Annotated in this window: 17 protein-coding genes; 16 read left to right on the top strand and 1 reads right to left on the bottom strand. The window is 66.2% G+C overall.

Annotation, left to right across the window (positions count from 1 at the left end; translation table 11 throughout):
• The first annotated feature begins 9 nt into the window (after positions 1-9).
• The 5 genes from ruvB (at position 10) to ybgC (ending at position 4,760) form a co-directional block, all read left to right on the top strand.
• Complete coding sequence (gene ruvB, locus VJ897_RS09420; RefSeq protein WP_324055354.1) at positions 10-1,044, top strand: Holliday junction branch migration DNA helicase RuvB; 1,035 nt, start codon at positions 10-12, stop codon at positions 1,042-1,044.
• On the top strand, positions 1,041-2,609 hold the full coding sequence (locus VJ897_RS09415; protein ID WP_324055353.1) for a hypothetical protein: 1,569 nt from the start codon (positions 1,041-1,043) through the stop codon (positions 2,607-2,609). Before ruvB ends, VJ897_RS09415 begins: the two co-directional genes overlap by 4 nt.
• Positions 2,610-2,708: 99 nt before the next feature.
• Positions 2,709-3,719: an ACR3 family arsenite efflux transporter gene (gene arsB / locus VJ897_RS09410; RefSeq protein ID WP_324055352.1), complete on the top strand. Its 1,011-nt coding sequence runs from the start codon at positions 2,709-2,711 to the stop codon at positions 3,717-3,719.
• A 22-nt stretch (positions 3,720-3,741) separates the two neighbouring features.
• Positions 3,742-4,374 carry a hypothetical protein gene (locus VJ897_RS09405; RefSeq protein WP_324055351.1) on the top strand — a complete coding sequence of 211 codons (633 nt, stop codon included), beginning with the start codon at positions 3,742-3,744 and terminating at the stop codon, positions 4,372-4,374.
• The gene (gene ybgC / locus VJ897_RS09400; protein ID WP_324055350.1) at positions 4,371-4,760 is read left to right on the top strand and encodes a tol-pal system-associated acyl-CoA thioesterase; all 390 of its coding nucleotides are present in this window, start codon (positions 4,371-4,373) and stop codon (positions 4,758-4,760) included. The genes VJ897_RS09405 and ybgC overlap by 4 nt, the downstream gene beginning before the upstream one ends.
• A gap of 19 nt (positions 4,761-4,779) precedes the next feature.
• On the opposite strand, the gene VJ897_RS09395 is transcribed toward ybgC, so the two are convergent.
• Entirely contained in the window at positions 4,780-5,493 is a 714-nt protein-coding gene (locus VJ897_RS09395; RefSeq protein ID WP_324055349.1) for a redoxin domain-containing protein, read from the bottom strand.
• A gap of 265 nt (positions 5,494-5,758) precedes the next feature.
• Between VJ897_RS09395 and VJ897_RS09390 the strand changes: the two genes are divergently transcribed.
• The 11 genes from VJ897_RS09390 (at position 5,759) to VJ897_RS09340 (ending at position 17,616) form a co-directional block, all read left to right on the top strand.
• The gene (locus VJ897_RS09390) at positions 5,759-6,514 is read left to right on the top strand and encodes a response regulator transcription factor (RefSeq protein WP_324055348.1); all 756 of its coding nucleotides are present in this window, start codon (positions 5,759-5,761) and stop codon (positions 6,512-6,514) included.
• A gap of 183 nt (positions 6,515-6,697) precedes the next feature.
• On the top strand, positions 6,698-7,372 hold the full coding sequence (tolQ, locus tag VJ897_RS09385; protein WP_324055347.1) for a protein TolQ: 675 nt from the start codon (positions 6,698-6,700) through the stop codon (positions 7,370-7,372).
• Positions 7,373-7,375: 3 nt separating this feature from the next.
• Positions 7,376-7,849, top strand: coding sequence for an ExbD/TolR family protein (locus tag VJ897_RS09380; RefSeq protein WP_324055346.1), 474 nt, complete (start codon positions 7,376-7,378; stop codon positions 7,847-7,849).
• A gap of 12 nt (positions 7,850-7,861) precedes the next feature.
• Complete coding sequence (gene tolA / locus VJ897_RS09375) at positions 7,862-8,977, top strand: cell envelope integrity protein TolA (protein WP_324055345.1); 1,116 nt, start codon at positions 7,862-7,864, stop codon at positions 8,975-8,977.
• Positions 8,978-9,059: 82 nt separating this feature from the next.
• On the top strand, positions 9,060-10,373 hold the full coding sequence (gene tolB, locus VJ897_RS09370) for a Tol-Pal system beta propeller repeat protein TolB (protein WP_324055344.1): 1,314 nt from the start codon (positions 9,060-9,062) through the stop codon (positions 10,371-10,373).
• 83 nt (positions 10,374-10,456) lie between these two features.
• Positions 10,457-10,975, top strand: a complete 519-nt coding sequence (gene pal / locus VJ897_RS09365) for a peptidoglycan-associated lipoprotein Pal (protein WP_324055343.1) — start codon at positions 10,457-10,459, stop codon at positions 10,973-10,975.
• A gap of 25 nt (positions 10,976-11,000) precedes the next feature.
• Positions 11,001-11,822 carry a tetratricopeptide repeat protein gene (locus VJ897_RS09360; protein WP_324055342.1) on the top strand — a complete coding sequence of 274 codons (822 nt, stop codon included), beginning with the start codon at positions 11,001-11,003 and terminating at the stop codon, positions 11,820-11,822.
• The gene (tilS, locus tag VJ897_RS09355; RefSeq protein ID WP_324055341.1) at positions 11,813-13,084 is read left to right on the top strand and encodes a tRNA lysidine(34) synthetase TilS; all 1,272 of its coding nucleotides are present in this window, start codon (positions 11,813-11,815) and stop codon (positions 13,082-13,084) included. The genes VJ897_RS09360 and tilS overlap by 10 nt, the downstream gene beginning before the upstream one ends.
• 78 nt (positions 13,085-13,162) lie before the next feature.
• Entirely contained in the window at positions 13,163-15,076 is a 1,914-nt protein-coding gene (gene ftsH / locus VJ897_RS09350; RefSeq protein WP_324055340.1) for an ATP-dependent zinc metalloprotease FtsH, read from the top strand.
• 107 nt (positions 15,077-15,183) lie between these two features.
• Complete coding sequence (locus VJ897_RS09345) at positions 15,184-15,765, top strand: MOSC domain-containing protein (RefSeq protein WP_324055395.1); 582 nt, start codon at positions 15,184-15,186, stop codon at positions 15,763-15,765.
• Between the two features lie 174 nt (positions 15,766-15,939).
• Complete coding sequence (locus tag VJ897_RS09340) at positions 15,940-17,616, top strand: formate--tetrahydrofolate ligase (protein WP_324055339.1); 1,677 nt, start codon at positions 15,940-15,942, stop codon at positions 17,614-17,616.
• Positions 17,617-17,669 lie beyond the last annotated feature (53 nt).

Here is a 17,669-nt window from a genome sequence, read left to right as displayed (position 1 = left end):
GCCAATATCATGGCAGAGTCCGACCCCACCCTGCGCCCCGACCGCCAGCCAGAAGATGCCGACCGCGCCTTGCGTCCGCAGCTGCTGGATGAGTTCATCGGCCAGGCCGAAGCCCGTGCCAACCTGCGGGTCTTCATCGAAAGCGCCAAGCGGCGTGGCGAGGCGATGGACCACACGCTGTTTCACGGTCCACCTGGCCTGGGCAAGACGACCCTGGCGCAGATCATGGCCAAGGAGCTGGGCGTGGGGTTCCGCATGACCTCTGGCCCGGTGCTGGCCAAGGCGGGCGACCTGGCCGCGATCCTGACCAACCTGGAACCGCGCGATGTGCTCTTCATCGACGAGATCCACCGCCTGAACCCGGCGGTCGAGGAGGTGCTTTATCCCGCGCTGGAGGATTTCGAGCTGGACCTGGTGATCGGCGAAGGCCCGGCGGCGCGCACCGTGCGGATCGAGTTGCAGCCCTTCACCCTGATCGGGGCGACCACGCGCATGGGGCTGCTGACCACGCCGCTGCGCGACCGGTTCGGCATTCCCACGCGGCTGCAATTCTACACCACGGAAGAGCTGCACGAGATCGTGACCCGCGGCGCGCGCCTGCTCGGGGCGCCGGCGACGGACGGGGGCGCGCAGGAGATCGCCCGCCGCGCCCGGGGCACGCCGCGCATCGCCGGGCGGCTGCTGCGCCGGGTCGTGGATTTCGCCGTGGTCGAGGGCGACGGCACCGTGACCCCCCAGATAGCCGACCGGGCGTTGACCCGGCTGGGGGTCGATCACCTCGGGCTGGACGGCGCGGACCGGCGCTACCTGGCGCTGATCGCGGAGAACTACGGCGGCGGCCCGGTGGGGATCGAGACGATCTCGGCGGCGCTGAGCGAGAGCCGCGATGCGCTGGAAGAGGTGATCGAACCCTACCTGCTGCAACAGGGCCTGATCCAGCGCACGCCGCGCGGCCGCATGCTTGCCGCCAAGGCCTGGACCCACCTCGGCCTGCCGGCCCCGACCGCGAAAGGCAGCGGCGACCTGTTCGAGGGCGGGCCATGACGCTGGCGGAGTTCGCGCCGCTCACCGAGGCCGAAGAGGCCGTGATCGCCGGGCTGGGCACCGGCCATGTGACCGTGCTCGGTGATGGAAAGTTGCCCGGCCCCGAGGCCGGCGACGACCGCCGCGTGCGCGCCACCCTGATCCGCTGGCTCGCCCTCGGCGCGCCGGGGGACGACGATGTGCGGCTGCACGAAAAGGGACTGCGGATCAAGGGCGCGCTGGTGGTCAGCGACGGGAAGGCCGATCCGCTGCTGGGGGACGAGGGCACGACTGGCCTCGACCTCGAAGGCTGCAAGCTTGACCGCGATCTTGGCCTTCTTAGCTGCCGGTTTTTGGACATGGCCCTTATGTTCGGGGCAACGGTACATACCCTGAACTTGCAGGGGTCGCGCTTCCCGGGCCTTTTTGCCGATCGCCTGAACGCGCGCGGCGGCGTTTTTCTGCGTGGTGTGGAGGCCGAGGGCGAGGTGCGGCTGCATCGGTCGGAGATCGGCGGCGATTTGGACTGTGTCGGCGGGCGGTTCCAGAACCCGTATGACTTGAAAAAGGAGAAGACTGTTCCCGGTTCGACGGGTAAGGCACTCAACGTCGCTGGTGCGCGTGTGACGGGGGCGTTCCTCTGGCGGCCGGGCAACAACGGCGGAAGCAACCGTGTTGAAGGCGCGCTCGACCTCACGGCGGCGGAGATCGGGACCATTTGCGACGATCCCGCCTACTGGCCGGTGCCCGGCGACCTGCTGCTAGATCGCTGCCGCTATGGCGGGTTCACCGGCACCGGAACGCCGGTCTCTGACAAAGAGCGCATCCGTTGGCTGGACCTGCAAGACCCGGCGCGTTTCGGCGGTGACTTCTGGCCGCAGCCCTGGGAGCAGTGCGCAAAGGTGCTGCGCGAGATGGGCCATGCCGAGGACGCGCGCGCCGTGCTTATCGCCAAGGAAGAGCGGCAGCGCCGGGTGCGGCGCGCGCAAGCCGCCGCCCATCTGTCGAAAATCCGGACGCGCATCGCGAAAGCTGACCGCGAGGCTTCGACCCATGACATCGAAGCGCGCCTGGCGGCGCGGTCGGGCCTTGTCGGGGCATGGTCGACGCTGGCCTTTCTGCGCCTGCGCGACGGGCTGCTTTCCGCCCTCATCGCCTATGGCCACCGGCCCCTGCGGGCGCTGGGGTGGCTGGCGGGGATGTGGCTGTTCGGCGCGGTGCTCTTCGGCGTGGCGCATGGCGACGGCGGCTTCAAGCCCAACAACGCCGTCATCCTGAGCAAGCCGGAATGGGCGCAGTGCGCGGAGGGGGGCGCGCGGCGGGGCGATCACCCCTCGACGCTGGCCTGTTACCATTCCCAGCCCGAGGCGGCGGGCTATCCCACGTTCAACGCCGCGCTCTACTCGCTCGACACGCTGGTGCCGGTGGTCGACCTGGAGGTGCAGGACTACTGGGTGCCGGATGAAAGGGTCTCGCCCGCCACGCGGACCTATCTGTGGGTGCATATCGCCACGGGCTGGTTCCTCGCTCTGCTGGCGGTGGCCGGGGTCTCGGGGCTGATCGACACCCGCGCCACGAAAGAGTGAGCGGGCCGGGGGCCAAAACCGGCCGCTGGCGGGCTTGCGCCGGGCCGGGTTCTGACGCATCACCGCCCCGCAGTCTGGGCACGGGGGCCGCGCGGCATCATGGGCGTTTTCGAGAGATACCTGTCGGTCTGGGTCGCGGCGGCCATGGTGCTCGGGATTGCCCTGGGCAACCTGGCCCCGCCGGTGGTCAACGCGATCGCGGCGGCGGAGGTCGCCAGCGTCAACCTCGTGGTCGCCGTGCTGATCTGGGCGATGGTCTACCCGATGATGGTGGGCGTCGATCCCGGATCGCTGGGGCAGGTCGCGCGCCAGCCGCGCGGGCTGCTGATCACGCTGGCCGTCAACTGGCTGATCAAGCCCTTCACCATGGCCGCTCTGGCGGTGCTCTTCTTCGAGGTGGTCTTCGCCCGCTGGATCGCCCCCGCGGATGCGCAGCAATACATCGCGGGGCTGATCCTTTTGGGCGCGGCGCCTTGCACGGCCATGGTCTTTGTCTGGTCGCATCTGACGCAGGGGGATGAGAATTACACCCTCGTGCAGGTCACGGTGAACGACCTGATCATGGTGGTTGCCTTCGCGCCCATCGTGGCCTTTCTGCTCGGGGTGACGGACATCGCCGTGCCCTGGGAAACGCTGCTGTTGTCGGTGTTGCTGTTCATCGCGCTGCCGTTGGTCGCCGGGCTGCTGACCCGGCGCATGCTGGGCACGCCGGAGGCGATCGCCGCCTTCCAGGGCCGGATCAAACCCTTTTCCATCGTCGGGTTGATCGCCACGGTGGTGATCCTCTTCGGGCTGCAGGGGCAGGTGATCCTCGATAGACCGACGGTGATCGTGCTGATCGCCGTGCCGATCCTTTTGCAAAGCGTCGGCGTCTTTGCGCTGGCCTATGCGGCGGCTTTCGCGCTGAAGGTGCCGCATCGCATTGCAGCGCCCTGCGCCTTGATCGGCACGTCCAACTTCTTTGAACTGGCCGTGGCCGTGGCGATCAGCCTTTTCGGCTTGAACTCGGGCGCCGCGCTGGCGACCGTGGTGGGCGTTCTGGTCGAGGTGCCGGTGATGCTGACGCTCGTCGCCTTTGCCAACCGTACCCGGGCGCGCTTTGCCGCCTGATCGAGATGAGACGAGGGCCGTGATGACGACGCTTTCCCCCGAGCAGATCGAGGCGCTGTTCACCCGCTCGGACGGGTCTTACCTTTGTGCGCGCTGGGGCAGGCCCATCGTGCCAATCGTCTTCGGGATCGAGGATGAGACCCTGTCCGTGGTCAAGGGCGCCTTCGAGGCGGTCTGCGCGCTGTCCGGTCACACCATGGCCGAGACGGACCCGGAACTCGGCGCCAACACCATGGTGTTCTTCTGTCGCGACTGGAACGAGCTGAACCAGGTGCCAGACCTGGATCGGCTGGTGCCCGACCTGGGCCCGCTGGTCACGCGGCTGTCGGCGCAGGACGCCAACCAGTATCGCATCTTCCGCTTCGACGAGGGCGGGGCGATCCGGGCCTGTTTCATCTTCATCCGCATGGATTCCGAGATGTCCAAGGTTCCGGCCGAAACGCTGGCGCTCTCCCAGGCGGTGCAGACGATCCTGCTGTGGTCCGACCGGGCCTTCACGGATGTCTCGGCGCTGGCCATGGCCGACGGCGTCGCCGTTCTGCGCCCCGAGATTGCAGGGGTGATCCGCGGGGTCTATGACCCGGTGATGCCGGCCGTCGCGCAGGATGCCAGCCACGCCCTGCGCCTGTTCGCCCGCCTGGAGGCCCTGCAATGACCCACCGTATGCCGATCCGCGTCTACTACGAGGACACCGATCTTGCCGGGATCGTCTACTACGCCAATTACCTGAAATTCATCGAACGGGCCCGCACCGAATGGGTGCGCGACCTTGGCGTTGACCAGGGACGGCTCAAGGCCGAAGAAGGCATTGTCTTCGCCGTGCGGCGGGTCGAGGCGGACTACATCCAGCCTGCGGGCTTCGACGATGAGCTGGTGGTTCATACATCGGTCGAGGCCCTGACCGGCGCGCGCCTCGTCCTGAAACAGGATGTGCTGCGCGACGGCGTTGTCCTGTTCGCGTCTACCGTGACGCTGGTCGCGCTGGGCGGCGACGGCCGTCCGGTGCGTCTGCCCGACGTCCTGCGCCGGACATTGCACTGAAACGCCTCCCACCGCCCGCTTAATCTGTCGGTTGCACGACCCTGAGGTAGGGGCTGAGCCGGGTGGAATTCGCGCCGAAGTCGCGCCAGACATGCGCCTCGGGCCGGTCGTCGGGAATGAGGGTGATATCACCCTCTTCCCAGTCGCTGGGGGTGGCCGCGCCGGTTCGGTCGCGCATCTGAAGGGCCTGCAGGACGCGCAGGATCTCGTCGGTGCGCCGGCCGATGAAGACGGGGTATTCGAAGATCATGCGCAGGCGCATCGACGGGTCGATCAGGAAGCTCTTGCGGATAGGGTAGGTATCGGCCTCTTTCTCGTGCATCATCCCGAAGAGTTTGGACAGGCGAAGGCCGGTGTCCTGGGCGCATGGAAAATCGACGTCGACGTTGAAAAGGCGCGCGATGTCGTCGTGCCACTGTTCCTGCTCTTCGATGGTCGAGCCGGTCAGCGCCAGGTTCTTGACATTGGCGGTCTTCCAGGCGGCGGAATAGCTGGCGATGGAGGCGATCTCGGTCGTGCAGACCGGGGTATTGGCCGCCGGATGGCTGAACAGGTGGACCCAGTGCCCCTCGGCCCACTTCCAGAAATTCAGGGGGCCAGCGGTCGTCTCGACGTTGAAGTCGGGAAAGATGTCGCCGATCTGCGGCAGCCACCTGACGGTGCGCCTCAGTGTCGATGGCAGTTTCACGATCTGGTTGTCTGCGCCGCGCGGCGCGAAGAACTGGATGCTCATCGGACACTCCTTTCACCTATTGGTTGCAGGCTAATTCTGCGTTCAACTTTAGTAAATGACCTCAATTGTGTTCAAAATTGGACATGTTTGTTCCTGTTTGTTTCCTCGCGCGGCACGCAGGTGTCGAGGCCAAAGACGGGGCTGGGGCTGCCGGCGAAAAGCGAGCGACGTGTTGTTCCCGGCGAATTCATGTGCGAAAAATGCTTCTTTAAACCTAAATCGGTCTGAGTCGCCCGATCGTGCTCAAACCGGCAAGGACGCTTCCATGCCCGCTTCCAGGACCCTGACCGCCCTTGTTCATGATGACGATGCGGCCGACCGCGATCTGATCTCCCGGCAACTGCGTGGCGACGGATTCAAAGTCGACCATTTCGGGCCCGACGACTGCCTCGTCGATTCGGTCAGACGGCATGGTGCGGATATCTGCATCGTCGGCAGTAGTCTGGGGGACCTGGACGCGTTCGAGATCGCGCGGCGGCTACGTCATCAGACCTCTTGTGGGGTGATCGTGCTGAGTCCCCGAAATGACGAGGTCGATGCCGTTCTGGCCTTGGAAATGGGCGCTGACGATTTTGTTGCCAAGCCCATCCGCCCGCGTGAACTGGCCGCCCGTGTCCGGACCGTGTTGCGGCGGACCATTGTCACGCCGGCCAATGACGAAGGCGAGCGGCCCCTGCCGGACGACTACCTGCGCAGGATCGACGACATGGGGATCTGCGGCGTGGAACAGACCGTCGAGATAGCGGGCCGGCAGGTGCCCCTGACGCCCATGGAGTACGACGTGCTCATCGTGCTTGCCCTGCACCTCGACAGGGTCCTGTCGCGAGAGCAGATCATAACCGAGGTGCGCGGCAAGGACTGGGCAATCAGCGACCGCGTGGTGGATGGGATCATCTACAGCCTGCGTCGAAAGTTGTTTCCCGACGGCTCGGGGGCGCGGCGCATCCGGACGGTGCACGGTCGCGGCTACATGCTCGTCCAGTCGGGGACTGCGCAAGACGAGCCCGACGAACCCCGCTGATGGGCAGCGCCTGTCAGGCCTGAGGCCATCGCCGGCGTCATGCCAGCGGTATTCCGCCGAATCCGGCCCCTTAGGGACACGGAAATCCGCGCCCGCGCGCGGTTTTCTTGGCTTTCGGCTTCAAATCCGGATACACCTGTCGTCAAAGAGGCCGCAACCGGCCCACAAACAACGAGCAGGCAGATGGAAGCAGCATCCGATTACACGATGTGGGCCTTGTTCGCCCGCGCCACGATCACCGTCAAACTTGTCATGATCCTCTTGATCCTTGCCAGCGTCTGGTGCTGGGCCGTGATCATCGACAAATGGGTCCAGTTCCGCCGCGCGCGGGCCGAGGCGCGTGTCTTCGACGAGGCGTTCTGGTCCGGCAACCCGCTGGACGAGCTGTTCGACCGTATCGGGCCCAACCCAAAGGGCCGGTCCGAGCGCATTTTTGCCGCCGGCATGACCGAATGGCGCCGCAGCCACCGGCAGGACGGCGAGCTGATCGCCGGGGCGCAGGCGCGTATTGAACGCTCCATGGACGTGGCCATCGCCAAGGAGGCCGAAAAGCTGCAGAAAGGGTTGCCGATCCTGGCTACAGTGGGATCGACCGCGCCCTTCGTGGGGCTGTTCGGCACGGTCTGGGGCATCATGAACGCCTTCATCGAGATTGCCGAGCAGCAGAACACGAATCTGGCCGTCGTCGCGCCGGGCATCGCCGAGGCCCTGTTGGCCACGGGCCTGGGCCTGCTTGCGGCGATCCCGGCGGTGATCTTCTACAACAAGCTGAGTTCGGACAGCGACGGGATCGTGAACGGCTACGAGGCCTTCGCGGACGAGTTCGCCACGATCCTCAGTCGCCAGCTGGACAGCTAGACCATGGGGGCCGGGGTCATCAAATCGGCCGACGGGGGCGGACGCCGCAGGCGTCGCGTGCGGCGCTCCCAGCCCATGGCCGAAATCAACGTCACCCCTTTCGTGGACGTGATGCTGGTGCTTCTGATCATCTTCATGGTGGCCGCGCCGCTGATGGTCGCCGGGATCGAGGTGGATACGCCGGACACCGCCGCCGGTGCCCTGCCAAGCGAGCAGGAGGAGCCTCTGTCCCTTACCTTGACGGCGGATGGTCGGGTCATGCTGATGACGACCGAGGTGCCGCGCGGCGAGCTGGTGGCGCGGTTGCAGGGCATCCTTGCCGAACGCGACAGCGACCGGGTCTTCGTGCGCGCCGACGGCAGCCTGCCCTACGAACGGGTGGCCCGGGTCATGGGCGCGCTGACGGCGGCGGGGATATCCAACATCTCGCTTGTAACCGACAGCGGCGGCCCCGGGCTGGACGAGGCGGACGGCTAGGCCGGAACAGACATGAGCGCGGGTCTTTACATATCGGGCGCGGGGCATGCGGCCCTGATCCTCTGGCTGCTGGCCGGCTGGGGGCTGGAGTCCGAGCCTCTGGACATGCAGGTGACCGAGGTCTCGATGATCTCGGGTGACGCCTTCGAGGCGATGCTGCGTGCCGGGGCGCCGGACGCCCCAGTCGAAGAGGTGGCAGCCCCGCCCCAACCGGACATCGCGCCGGAAGAGCCCCCCGCCCCGGAGGAGGAAAACGCCCCGCAGGTGCCCGAGACGCCCGCGCCGGTCGACGTGCCGGACCCTGAAACGCCCCCCGCGCCACCCGAAATGGACACGCCCGAGGCCGAGGTAACGGACACTGTGCCGGAGCTTCCGCAGGTTTTGCCCGCGCCGGCCCCGCCGCCCTCGACCGAGCTTGGCGAGAGCCAACGCCCTGTCCCACGCCCTTCCGAGCGCATCGCGCCGGAACCGGTCGCACCGCCCGAGCCGGATGCCCAGGTTGACGACCAGGTGGCCGAGGCGACCTCGGATGCCCCGGCCGAGGAGACCTCAGAGACGGAGGTGGACCAGTCCACCGCGCCCGAGGAAGCCGCCCCCGAGATTGTCACCGAGGCCGAGACGCCCGCCGGGGCCCCCGAGGTCAGCCTGCGTCCGCAGGCCCGGCCCAGCCGCCCGGCGCCGCAGCCCGCCGAGACCGCCGATGCCGAAAGCGCGCCCGCCGATCCCGTGGCCGAGGCCCTGGCCGAGACGGTGGCCGACCCCGCGCCGCAGCCCACCGCTGGTATCGTGGGCGGTGAACTGAGTGACGCCGCCAAGACCGGTTTCCTGCGACAGATCGGGAGGTGCTGGAACGTGGGCAGCGCTTCGACAGGGGCGATGCGGACCAAGGTGATAGTGGCGTTCTCGATGACGCAGGAGGGCAGGGTAGACGGCGGATCGGTGCGCATGATCGGATTCGAGGGCGGCAGCCAGTCGGATGCGGATACCGCCTATGGCATTGCCCGCCGCGCCCTGCTGCGCTGCCAGAATGAAACCGATGGTGCCGGCTACGACCTGCCATCAGACAAGTATGAGCAGTGGCGCAACGTGGAACTGACCTTCAACCCCGAGAACATGCGCTCATGGTAGATGGCAACGGTTTTTCCCCCCGACAGGCCCCCCTGCACGCGGCTATTGCACGGGCAGGCGATCCTGAGAGAATGGAGACGACATGATGATCCGGTTTCTGACCTTCCTAATGGCGCTGCTTCTCGCCACGGCGGCCTCGGCGCAAGAGCCGCTCCGGCTGGAGTTGACCGACGGTGTCATCGAGCCGTTGCCATTCGCCCTGCCGGGTTTTCACGCCGAGGACGCCGGTGCCGAGGAACTGGCAACCGACATCAGCCGCGTCGTGGCGCAGGACCTGACGGGGACCGGGTTGTTCCGGCAGATCCCGCGGTCGGCCTTCATCTCGACCCCGGACAGCTTTACCGGGTCCATCGCCTTTGCCGACTGGCGGGCGATCAACGCCCAGGCGCTGGTGATCGGCGAAGTTGCCGCCAGCGGCGGGCGACTGACCGTCAAGTTCCGCGTCTACGATGTATTTTCCGGTGCCGAGATGGGGGAGGGTCTGCAATTCTCGGGCACGCCCCAGGGTTGGCGCCGCATGGCCCACAAGGTCGCCGACGCGGTCTATTCCCGCATTACGGGCGAAGAAGGCTATTTCGATAGCCGCGTCGTCTACGTCGCCGAGACCGGTCCCAAGGACAACCGCGCCAAACGCCTGGCAGTGATGGATTACGACGGCGCCAACGTGCAGTACCTGACCGACAGCAGCGCCATCGTGCTGGCTCCGCGATTCAGCCCCAACGGCGACCGGGTGCTCTATACCAGCTATGAAAGCGGATTTCCGCGGATCTACGTGCTTGAGGTCTCGACGGTCGGGCGCCAGCAGTTGACCACCCAGCCGGGCGACATGGCCTTCAGCCCGCGCTTTGGCCGCGACGGTCAGCAGGTCATCTACAGCCTGTCCCAAGGCGGAAATACCGACATCTGGCGCACCGACCTGCGCACGGGTCAGCACACGCGGCTGACCAATGCCCCGTCGATCGAGACCGCGCCCTCCTTCAGCCCCGACGGCACCCGCATCGTCTTTGAAAGTGACCGCTCCGGCCAGCAGCAGCTTTATGTCACGAGCGCGAACGGTGGCGAGGCCCGGCGCATCTCCTTTGGCGAGGGGCGCTACGGCGCCCCTGTCTGGTCGCCGCGCGGGGATCTGATCGCCTTTACCAAGCAGAACGCGGGGCGGTTCCATATAGGCGTGATGCGCACCGACGGCAGCGAGGAGCGCCTGCTGACCGCGTCCTTCCTGGACGAGGGTCCGACCTGGGCCCCCAACGGCCGGGTCATCATGTTCTCGCGCGAAACCCGTGGCGCCGGTGGCACCTCCAGCCTGTTCTCTGTCGATATCACAGGGCGCAACCTGAAGCAGGTTCCGACACCAACGGGCGCTTCGGACCCGTCCTGGGGGCCCTTGCAGCGTTGACCACGCATTGGTGATTTCTAAGGCCCGCGGGCCATGCTATGCTGCCTGCAACGAGCATTACAAAGAATGACAGGACACATCGAATGACCCATGCACTCAAGGCGGCCCTTCTTCTCGGCGCGCTGGCACTGAGCGCCTGCACCAACGCCGACCGTTTCGACAATCCCGGGGCGGGCACCCCGGGGGGCCAGGCGGGGATTGAGCAGTCGGCCCTCGGATCGGCGGGCGATCCCGAAAGCCCGGCCTATTTCAACCAGACGATCGGCGACCGCGTTCTCTTTGCGGTCGACCAGTCCACGCTCAGTTCCGAGGCGCAGGCCGTTCTGGACGGGCAAGCCCGGTGGCTGTTGACCAATACCGATTACCGGGCCGTGATCGAAGGCCACGCCGACGAACAGGGCACCCGCGAATACAACCTTGCGCTTGGCGCGCGCCGGGCCAATTCGGTGCGGGATTACCTGGTTTCCAAGGGTGTGGCGGCAAACCGCATCGATACCAAGAGCTGGGGCAAGGAAAAACCGCTGGCGGTGTGTTCCGACGAAAGCTGCTATTCGCAGAACCGCCGGGCCGTTACCGTGATCTCGCTCGGCGCGACAAGCTGACAATGTGAAGGGCCAGGGGGGCACGATGCTGCGCAAGGGTCTTCTTTCGGTCGGTCTTATGCTGGTGTTGGCGTTTCCAGCGGCGGCGCAGCAGGATCAGACGCTGGCCGACATCCGGGCGCAACTGGCCGCGCTCTACGGTGATCTTGAACGGCTGCGGCAAGAGCTGAGCCCGAGCGGGCAGCCCGCTCAAGGGGGTGTCGCCGGAGCGTCTCCGCTGGACCGGCTCATCGCCATCGAGGCCGAGCTTACTCGCCTGACGGCCAAGACCGAGCAACTGGAATTCCGCATTGATCGGATCGTCAGCGACGGGACCAACCGCATCGGCGATCTCGAATTCCGGCTTTGCGAGCTTGAACCGGACTGCGATATAGGAAGTTTGGGCAGCACGCCGACGCTCGGAGGGGAAAACAGCGCCGCGGCGGATCAGCCTGTCCAGAATCCCGGTACGGGCCCCGAACTGGCCCTGGCCGAGCGCGAGGATTTCGAGCGCGCCAAGGCCGCCATGGCCGATGGTGACTATCGCGCGGCCACCGACCTGCTTGCCAGTTTCAGCGAAACCTATCCCGGCTCGCCGGTCGCGCCCGAGGTCCACCTGCTGCGCGGCAAGGCCCATGAGGAATTGGGTGAGACGTCCAACGCCGCGCGCGGTTTCCTCGACAGTTTTTCGGCCGCCCCGCGCGGGCCCGTTGCGCCCGAGGCGCTGACGCGCCTGGGCAGGGCTCTGGGTGACCTGGGCCAGCAACAGGACGCCTGCATCACCCTCGGCGAGGTGGCCACGCGCTTTCCCGACAGTGACCAGGTCGACGTGGCGGGCCAGGCGATGCAATCGCTCGGATGCCGCTAGACCCGGACTGGCTGCGGGCGCAGGGACCCGATGCTGCGCTTCTGCATGACATGGATCTCTGTTTTCCGGGGAGGGTGCCCGCGCGCCTTGGTGTGGCTGTCTCGGGCGGCGGGGACTCGGTGGCGCTTTTGCACATTGCCTGGCGTTGGGCCACTCGGCTTGGCCAACAGATCGAGGCAGTGACCGTCGATCACGGGTTGCGTACCGAGGCGGCGGCCGAGGCCCGCGCCGTCGCCGACTTCTGCGCCCGGCTGGAGATTCCACAGACAACCCTTAGGTGGCAGGGCGCGCAGGGCGGCAACACCATGGCAACCGCCCGGGCGGCCCGTTATCGCCTGATCGCCGACTGGGCCCGGGGCCGTGACATCGGGGGGGTCCTTCTGGGCCATACCGCTGATGATGTGGCCGAAACCTTCCTGATGCGGCTGGGACGGAAGGCCGGGGTGGATGGACTGTCGGCAATGGATGTGATCTTCGAACGGAACGGCCTGACCTGGGCCCGGCCCCTGTGGCAGCGCCGGCGGGAAGCGCTGCGCGCCTACTTGCGCCGCAACGCGGTCGAGTGGATCGAGGACCCGACGAACGAGGACCCGAGCTATGACCGGACCCGCGCCCGGGCGCTGCTGGCGGCCCTGACCCCCCTTGGTGTCAATGTCACGGGGTTGACGGAAACGGCCCATGCGTTGCGCATGAGCCGCTCGGCGCTGGAGCATTATACCGCGCAAGAGGCGCAAAACCATGTGACTGAGGACCGCGGAGACCTGCTGATTCCGCGACGGGCGGATCCGCCGCTGCACCCGGAAATCGAACGGCGGCTGATCTCGCGGGGGCTGCAATGGGTGGCGGGCGCGGCCTATGCACCGCGCCGGACCACACTGGCGAACCTGGAGGCTGCGCTGGCGGAGGACGGACCCAGGCAGACTGCCGCAGGCTGCCTCGTGACCGAGGATGCGGGGTCTGTTCTCCGAATTGCCCGCGAATACAATGCCGTCAAGGACAGGCGATCAGCAACCACCGAGACCTGGGACGGGCGCTGGAGTCTGGACGGGCCGCACGCGCCCGGGCTGGAAGTCCGGGCGCTCGGCGAGGGGATCAAGGATTGCCGCGACTGGCGCGACACCGGCCTGCCGCGCGCCTCGCTCATGGCGTCTCCGGCGATCTGGCAGGGCGACGTGCTGATCGCCGCACCTTTGGCTGGGCATAATTCCGACTGGAGTGCGCGGATTGTCACGTCTTTTGCATCTTACCTGCTTTCGCATTGAAGAACGGGCCAAGGTCTCTATCTTGATGCAATACTGCGGCGCTTGGCGCGCCCGTGACCGAATCTATAGGAGTCCGCCGTGGGAAACGCGCGCAACTTGGCCTTTTGGGTCGTCCTGTTCATCGTAATCATCGCCCTGTTCCAGCTTTTCGGCGGGGATCAGGCGACGAACAGCAGCAGCACCAGAAGCTATTCGCAATTCGTCCAGGCCGTTGAATCCGGCGCGGTGACCGAGGTCACGATGGACGGGGAAAAGCTCTATTACCAAGGGTCCGATAATCGCAGCTACATGGCGGTGGTCCCCGGCGATGCCGAGGTCACGCAGTTGCTCATGGATAACGGTGTGTCGGTAGAGGCGCGCCCGCAGGAACAGTCCGGTTTTGCGACTTTCCTGCTCGGGCTACTGCCCTTCCTGCTGTTGATCGGGGTCTGGATCTACTTCATGAACCGCATGCAGGGCGGCGGCAAGGGTGGCGCCATGGGCTTTGGCAAGTCCAAGGCAAAGCTGCTGACGGAAAAACACGGTCGTGTCACCTTTGACGAGGTCGCCGGCATCGACGAGGCCAAGGACGAGCTGGAAGAGATTGTCGAGTTCCTGCGCAATCCGCAGAAATTCAGCCGCCTGGGCGGCAAGATCCCCAAGGGCGCGCTGCTGGTCGGCCCGCCGGGCACGGGTAAGACGCTGCTGGCTCGCGCCATCGCGGGCGAGGCGGGCGTGCCGTTCTTCACCATCTCCGGCTCGGACTTCGTGGAGATGTTCGTGGGTGTCGGTGCATCCCGCGTGCGCGACATGTTCGAACAGGCCAAGAAGAATGCGCCCTGCATCGTCTTCATCGACGAGATCGACGCCGTCGGACGGTCCCGTGGCGTGGGGTACGGTGGCGGCAATGACGAGCGTGAACAGACGCTCAACCAGCTGCTGGTGGAAATGGACGGGTTCGAGGCCAACGAAGGCATCATCATCGTCGCGGCCACCAACCGCCCCGACGTTCTCGACCCCGCGCTGCTGCGCCCGGGCCGCTTTGACCGGCAGGTTCAGGTGCCCAACCCCGATATCAAGGGCCGCGAGAAGATTCTGGGTGTGCATTCGCGCAAGGTGCCACTGGGCCCAGACGTGGACCTGCGCATCATCGCACGCGGCACGCCCGGTTTCTCCGGGGCCGACCTGGCCAACCTCGTGAACGAGGCGGCGCTGATGGCTGCGAGGGTGGGCCGACGGTTCGTGACGATGCTCGATTTCGAGAATGCCAAGGACAAGGTCATGATGGGCAGCGAGCGGCGCTCGATGGTCATGACCGAGGACGAAAAGAAGTTGACCGCCTATCATGAGGCTGGCCATGCTATCGTTGGCCTGAACGTCCCGCAGCACGACCCGATCCACAAGGCCACGATCATCCCGCGCGGCCGGGCGCTGGGCCTGGTGCTGTCGCTGCCCGAACGCGATCAGCTATCGGTGACCTTCACAAAGTACAAGTCCAAGATCGCGATGGCGATGGGCGGCAAGGTGGCCGAGGAATTGAAATTCGGCCCCGAGAACGTGACCTCTGGGGCGACATCGGACATTCAGCAGGTGTCCAAGATCGCGCGCGCCATGGTGACGCAGTTCGGCTATGATCCGGAACTGGGACACGTCGACTACGCAAACGAACAGGAGTCCTACCTGGGCGCTTATGGTGGCGGCACCAACCATAGCCCCGAGACCCAGAAGATCATCGATTCCAAGGTCAGGGACCTGATCGACGAGGGCTATAATACGGCCAAGCGCATCCTGACCGAGCATGGCGAGGAATGGGAACGTCTGGCGCAGGGTCTGCTCGAATACGAGACCCTTACGGGCGGCGAAATCACCAAGGTGATCAAGGGCGAACCGCTCAACCGTGACGATGATGCCGATGACTCGCCGCCCACCGACGGCAGTTCGGTTACTGCGATCCCCAAGACCAAGGGGCGCAAGCCCAAGGGTCCGGAACCGGAGCCCGAGCCGACGGCCTGATCCTTTGAAGGCCCCGCCCGACCGGCGGGGCTTTTTCTTTGCGACACATCTTGCGCCGGGGTGCCAAGCGGCTGACCATGATCGTCGTGACCACGCCGGAGACCCCCATGCCCGCCTTGAAACCCACCGACCACCACGCGACGATCACATGGCTGGGCCGGATGACGGACCGGACGGAACCGGCGGTCGGCGGCGTTGCTCTGGATCGCCTGGAGCTGGGCTTCGACGGGCTGGTCGGGGCGCCCTATGCCGGGCGCACCCGGCCCTCGTGTTCGCGGGTCACGGCGCAGCATCCCAGGGGCACCGAGATTGCCAATGTCCGGCAGCTCAGCATCGTCAGCGCCGAGGACCTTGCAGAGGTTGCCGCCGACATGGGGCTGCAGGCACTGGACCCGACCTGGCTGGGGGCAACGATGGTCGTGACGGGGCTGGCGGACTTCAGCCATCTGCCACCCTCCGCGCGCCTGCAGGCCGAGAGGGGCACCACGCTGGTGATCGACATGCAGAACCGCCCCTGCCACCAGCCCGGCCTGACGGTCGAGCGGCAGCACCCTGGCCACGGCAAAGCCTTCAAGGCCGCCGCCGAGGGTCGTCGCGGAGTGACCGCCTGGGTCGAACGTCCCGGCGCCCTTGTGATCGGCGACCGTCTGCGGCTGCACGTTCCCGACCAGCGCGCCTGGGCACCCTGAGCGCGCGGCGGCGGCGAAACAGCTCCGATCGGAAATGCGCCCGGGCATGACCGACGATTCCGGCAGCGAAAATGTCGCAATCGCGGTGCAAGGGCCGCCCATGTCGTGTTTAGGGTGTGCCAGCATTTGACCACGCGCCCCGCCGGGGCCGATCCCAGGGAAGAGACCGCAAAAATGGCATTCAAGACCGACATCGAAATTGCCCGCGAGGCCAGCAAGAAGCCGATCCAGGAGATCGGCGCAAAGCTGGGCATCGACAGCGACCACTTGCTGCCCTATGGCCACGACAAGGCCAAGGTCAGCCAGGAGTTCATCAATTCCGCCAAGGGCAATGCCAAGGGCAAGCTGATCCTCGTGACTGCCATCAACCCGACCCCGGCCGGCGAGGGCAAGACCACGACCACGGTGGGGCTGGGGGACGGCCTCAACCGCATCGGCAAGAAAGCCGCGATCTGCATCCGCGAGGCCTCGCTCGGGCCGAACTTCGGCATGAAGGGTGGCGCCGCGGGCGGCGGCCGGGCACAGGTCGTGCCCATGGAGGACATGAACTTGCACTTCACCGGTGACTTTCATGCGATTACGGCGGCGCACAACCTGCTGTCGGCGATGATCGACAACCACATCTACTGGGGCAACGAGCTGGAAATCGACGAACGCCGAGTCAGCTGGCGCCGGGTCATGGACATGAACGACCGCGCCCTGCGCGACACGGTCACGTCCTTGGGCGGGGTGGCCAACGGCTTTCCGCGCCAGACGGGTTTTGATATCACGGTGGCTTCGGAAGTCATGGCGATCCTGTGCCTGGCCACTGACCTCAATGACCTCGAAAAGCGTCTGGGCGCCATGATCGTGGCCTATCGTCGGGACAAGTCGCCGATCTACTGCCGCGACATCAAGGCCGATGGCGCGATGACCGTGCTGCTGAAGGACGCGATGCAACCGAACCTGGTGCAGACGCTGGAAAACAACCCCGCCTTCGTGCATGGCGGGCCTTTTGCCAACATCGCCCATGGCTGCAACTCGGTCATTGCCACCACCACGGCGCTGAACACCGCCGATTACGTCGTGACCGAGGCCGGCTTCGGGGCCGACCTTGGCGCCGAGAAGTTCATGAACATCAAATGCCGCAAGGCCGGGCTCGCCCCTGACGCGGTGGTCCTGGTGGCCACGGTGCGCGCGATGAAGATGAACGGTGGTGTGGCCAAGGCCGATCTTGGCGACGAAAACGTCGATGCCGTGCAGGAGGGCTGTGCCAACCTGGGCCGCCATATCGGCAACCTCAAGCAGTTCGGCGTGCCGGTCGTGGTCGCAATCAACCACTTTGTCACCGACACTGATGCCGAAATCCAGGCGGTCAAGGACTACGTGGAAACGCAGGGCTCGGAAGCGGTGCTGTCGCGCCACTGGGAGCTGGGCTCGGAAGGGTCCGAGGCATTGGCGCGCAAGGTGGCCGAGGTCGCCGACAGCGGGGCCAGCCAATTCGCACCGCTCTACCGTGACGATCTCGGGCTTTTCGAGAAGATCGAGCGCGTGGCCACGGCGATCTACCGTGCCGACGAGGTGCTGGCCGATGCCAAGATCCGCAACCAACTCAGGGAATGGGAGGACGCCGGATACGGTCACCTGCCGGTGTGCATGGCCAAGACGCAGTATTCCTTCTCGACCGACCCGTCTTTGCGCGGGGCGCCGACGGGGCATTCCGTGCCTGTGCGCGAGGTGCGCCTTTCGGCGGGGGCCGGGTTCATCGTGGTTATCTGCGGCGAGATCATGACCATGCCGGGCCTGCCGCGGCAGCCGGCCTCGGAGAATATCCGCCTGAACGACGAGGGCCTCATCGAAGGCCTGTTCTGATCCGGCGGGACGACGCTGTTGCCTTCCCTGAGGGGAAGGCAATGCGCCCCGCC

The sequence above is a fragment of the Salibaculum sp. genome, from assembly GCF_035270045.1.
Lineage (GTDB): Bacteria > Pseudomonadota > Alphaproteobacteria > Rhodobacterales > Rhodobacteraceae > Salibaculum.
Note: the sequence above shows the minus strand (reverse complement) of the source record. Positions and strands in the feature narration are given on the sequence as shown.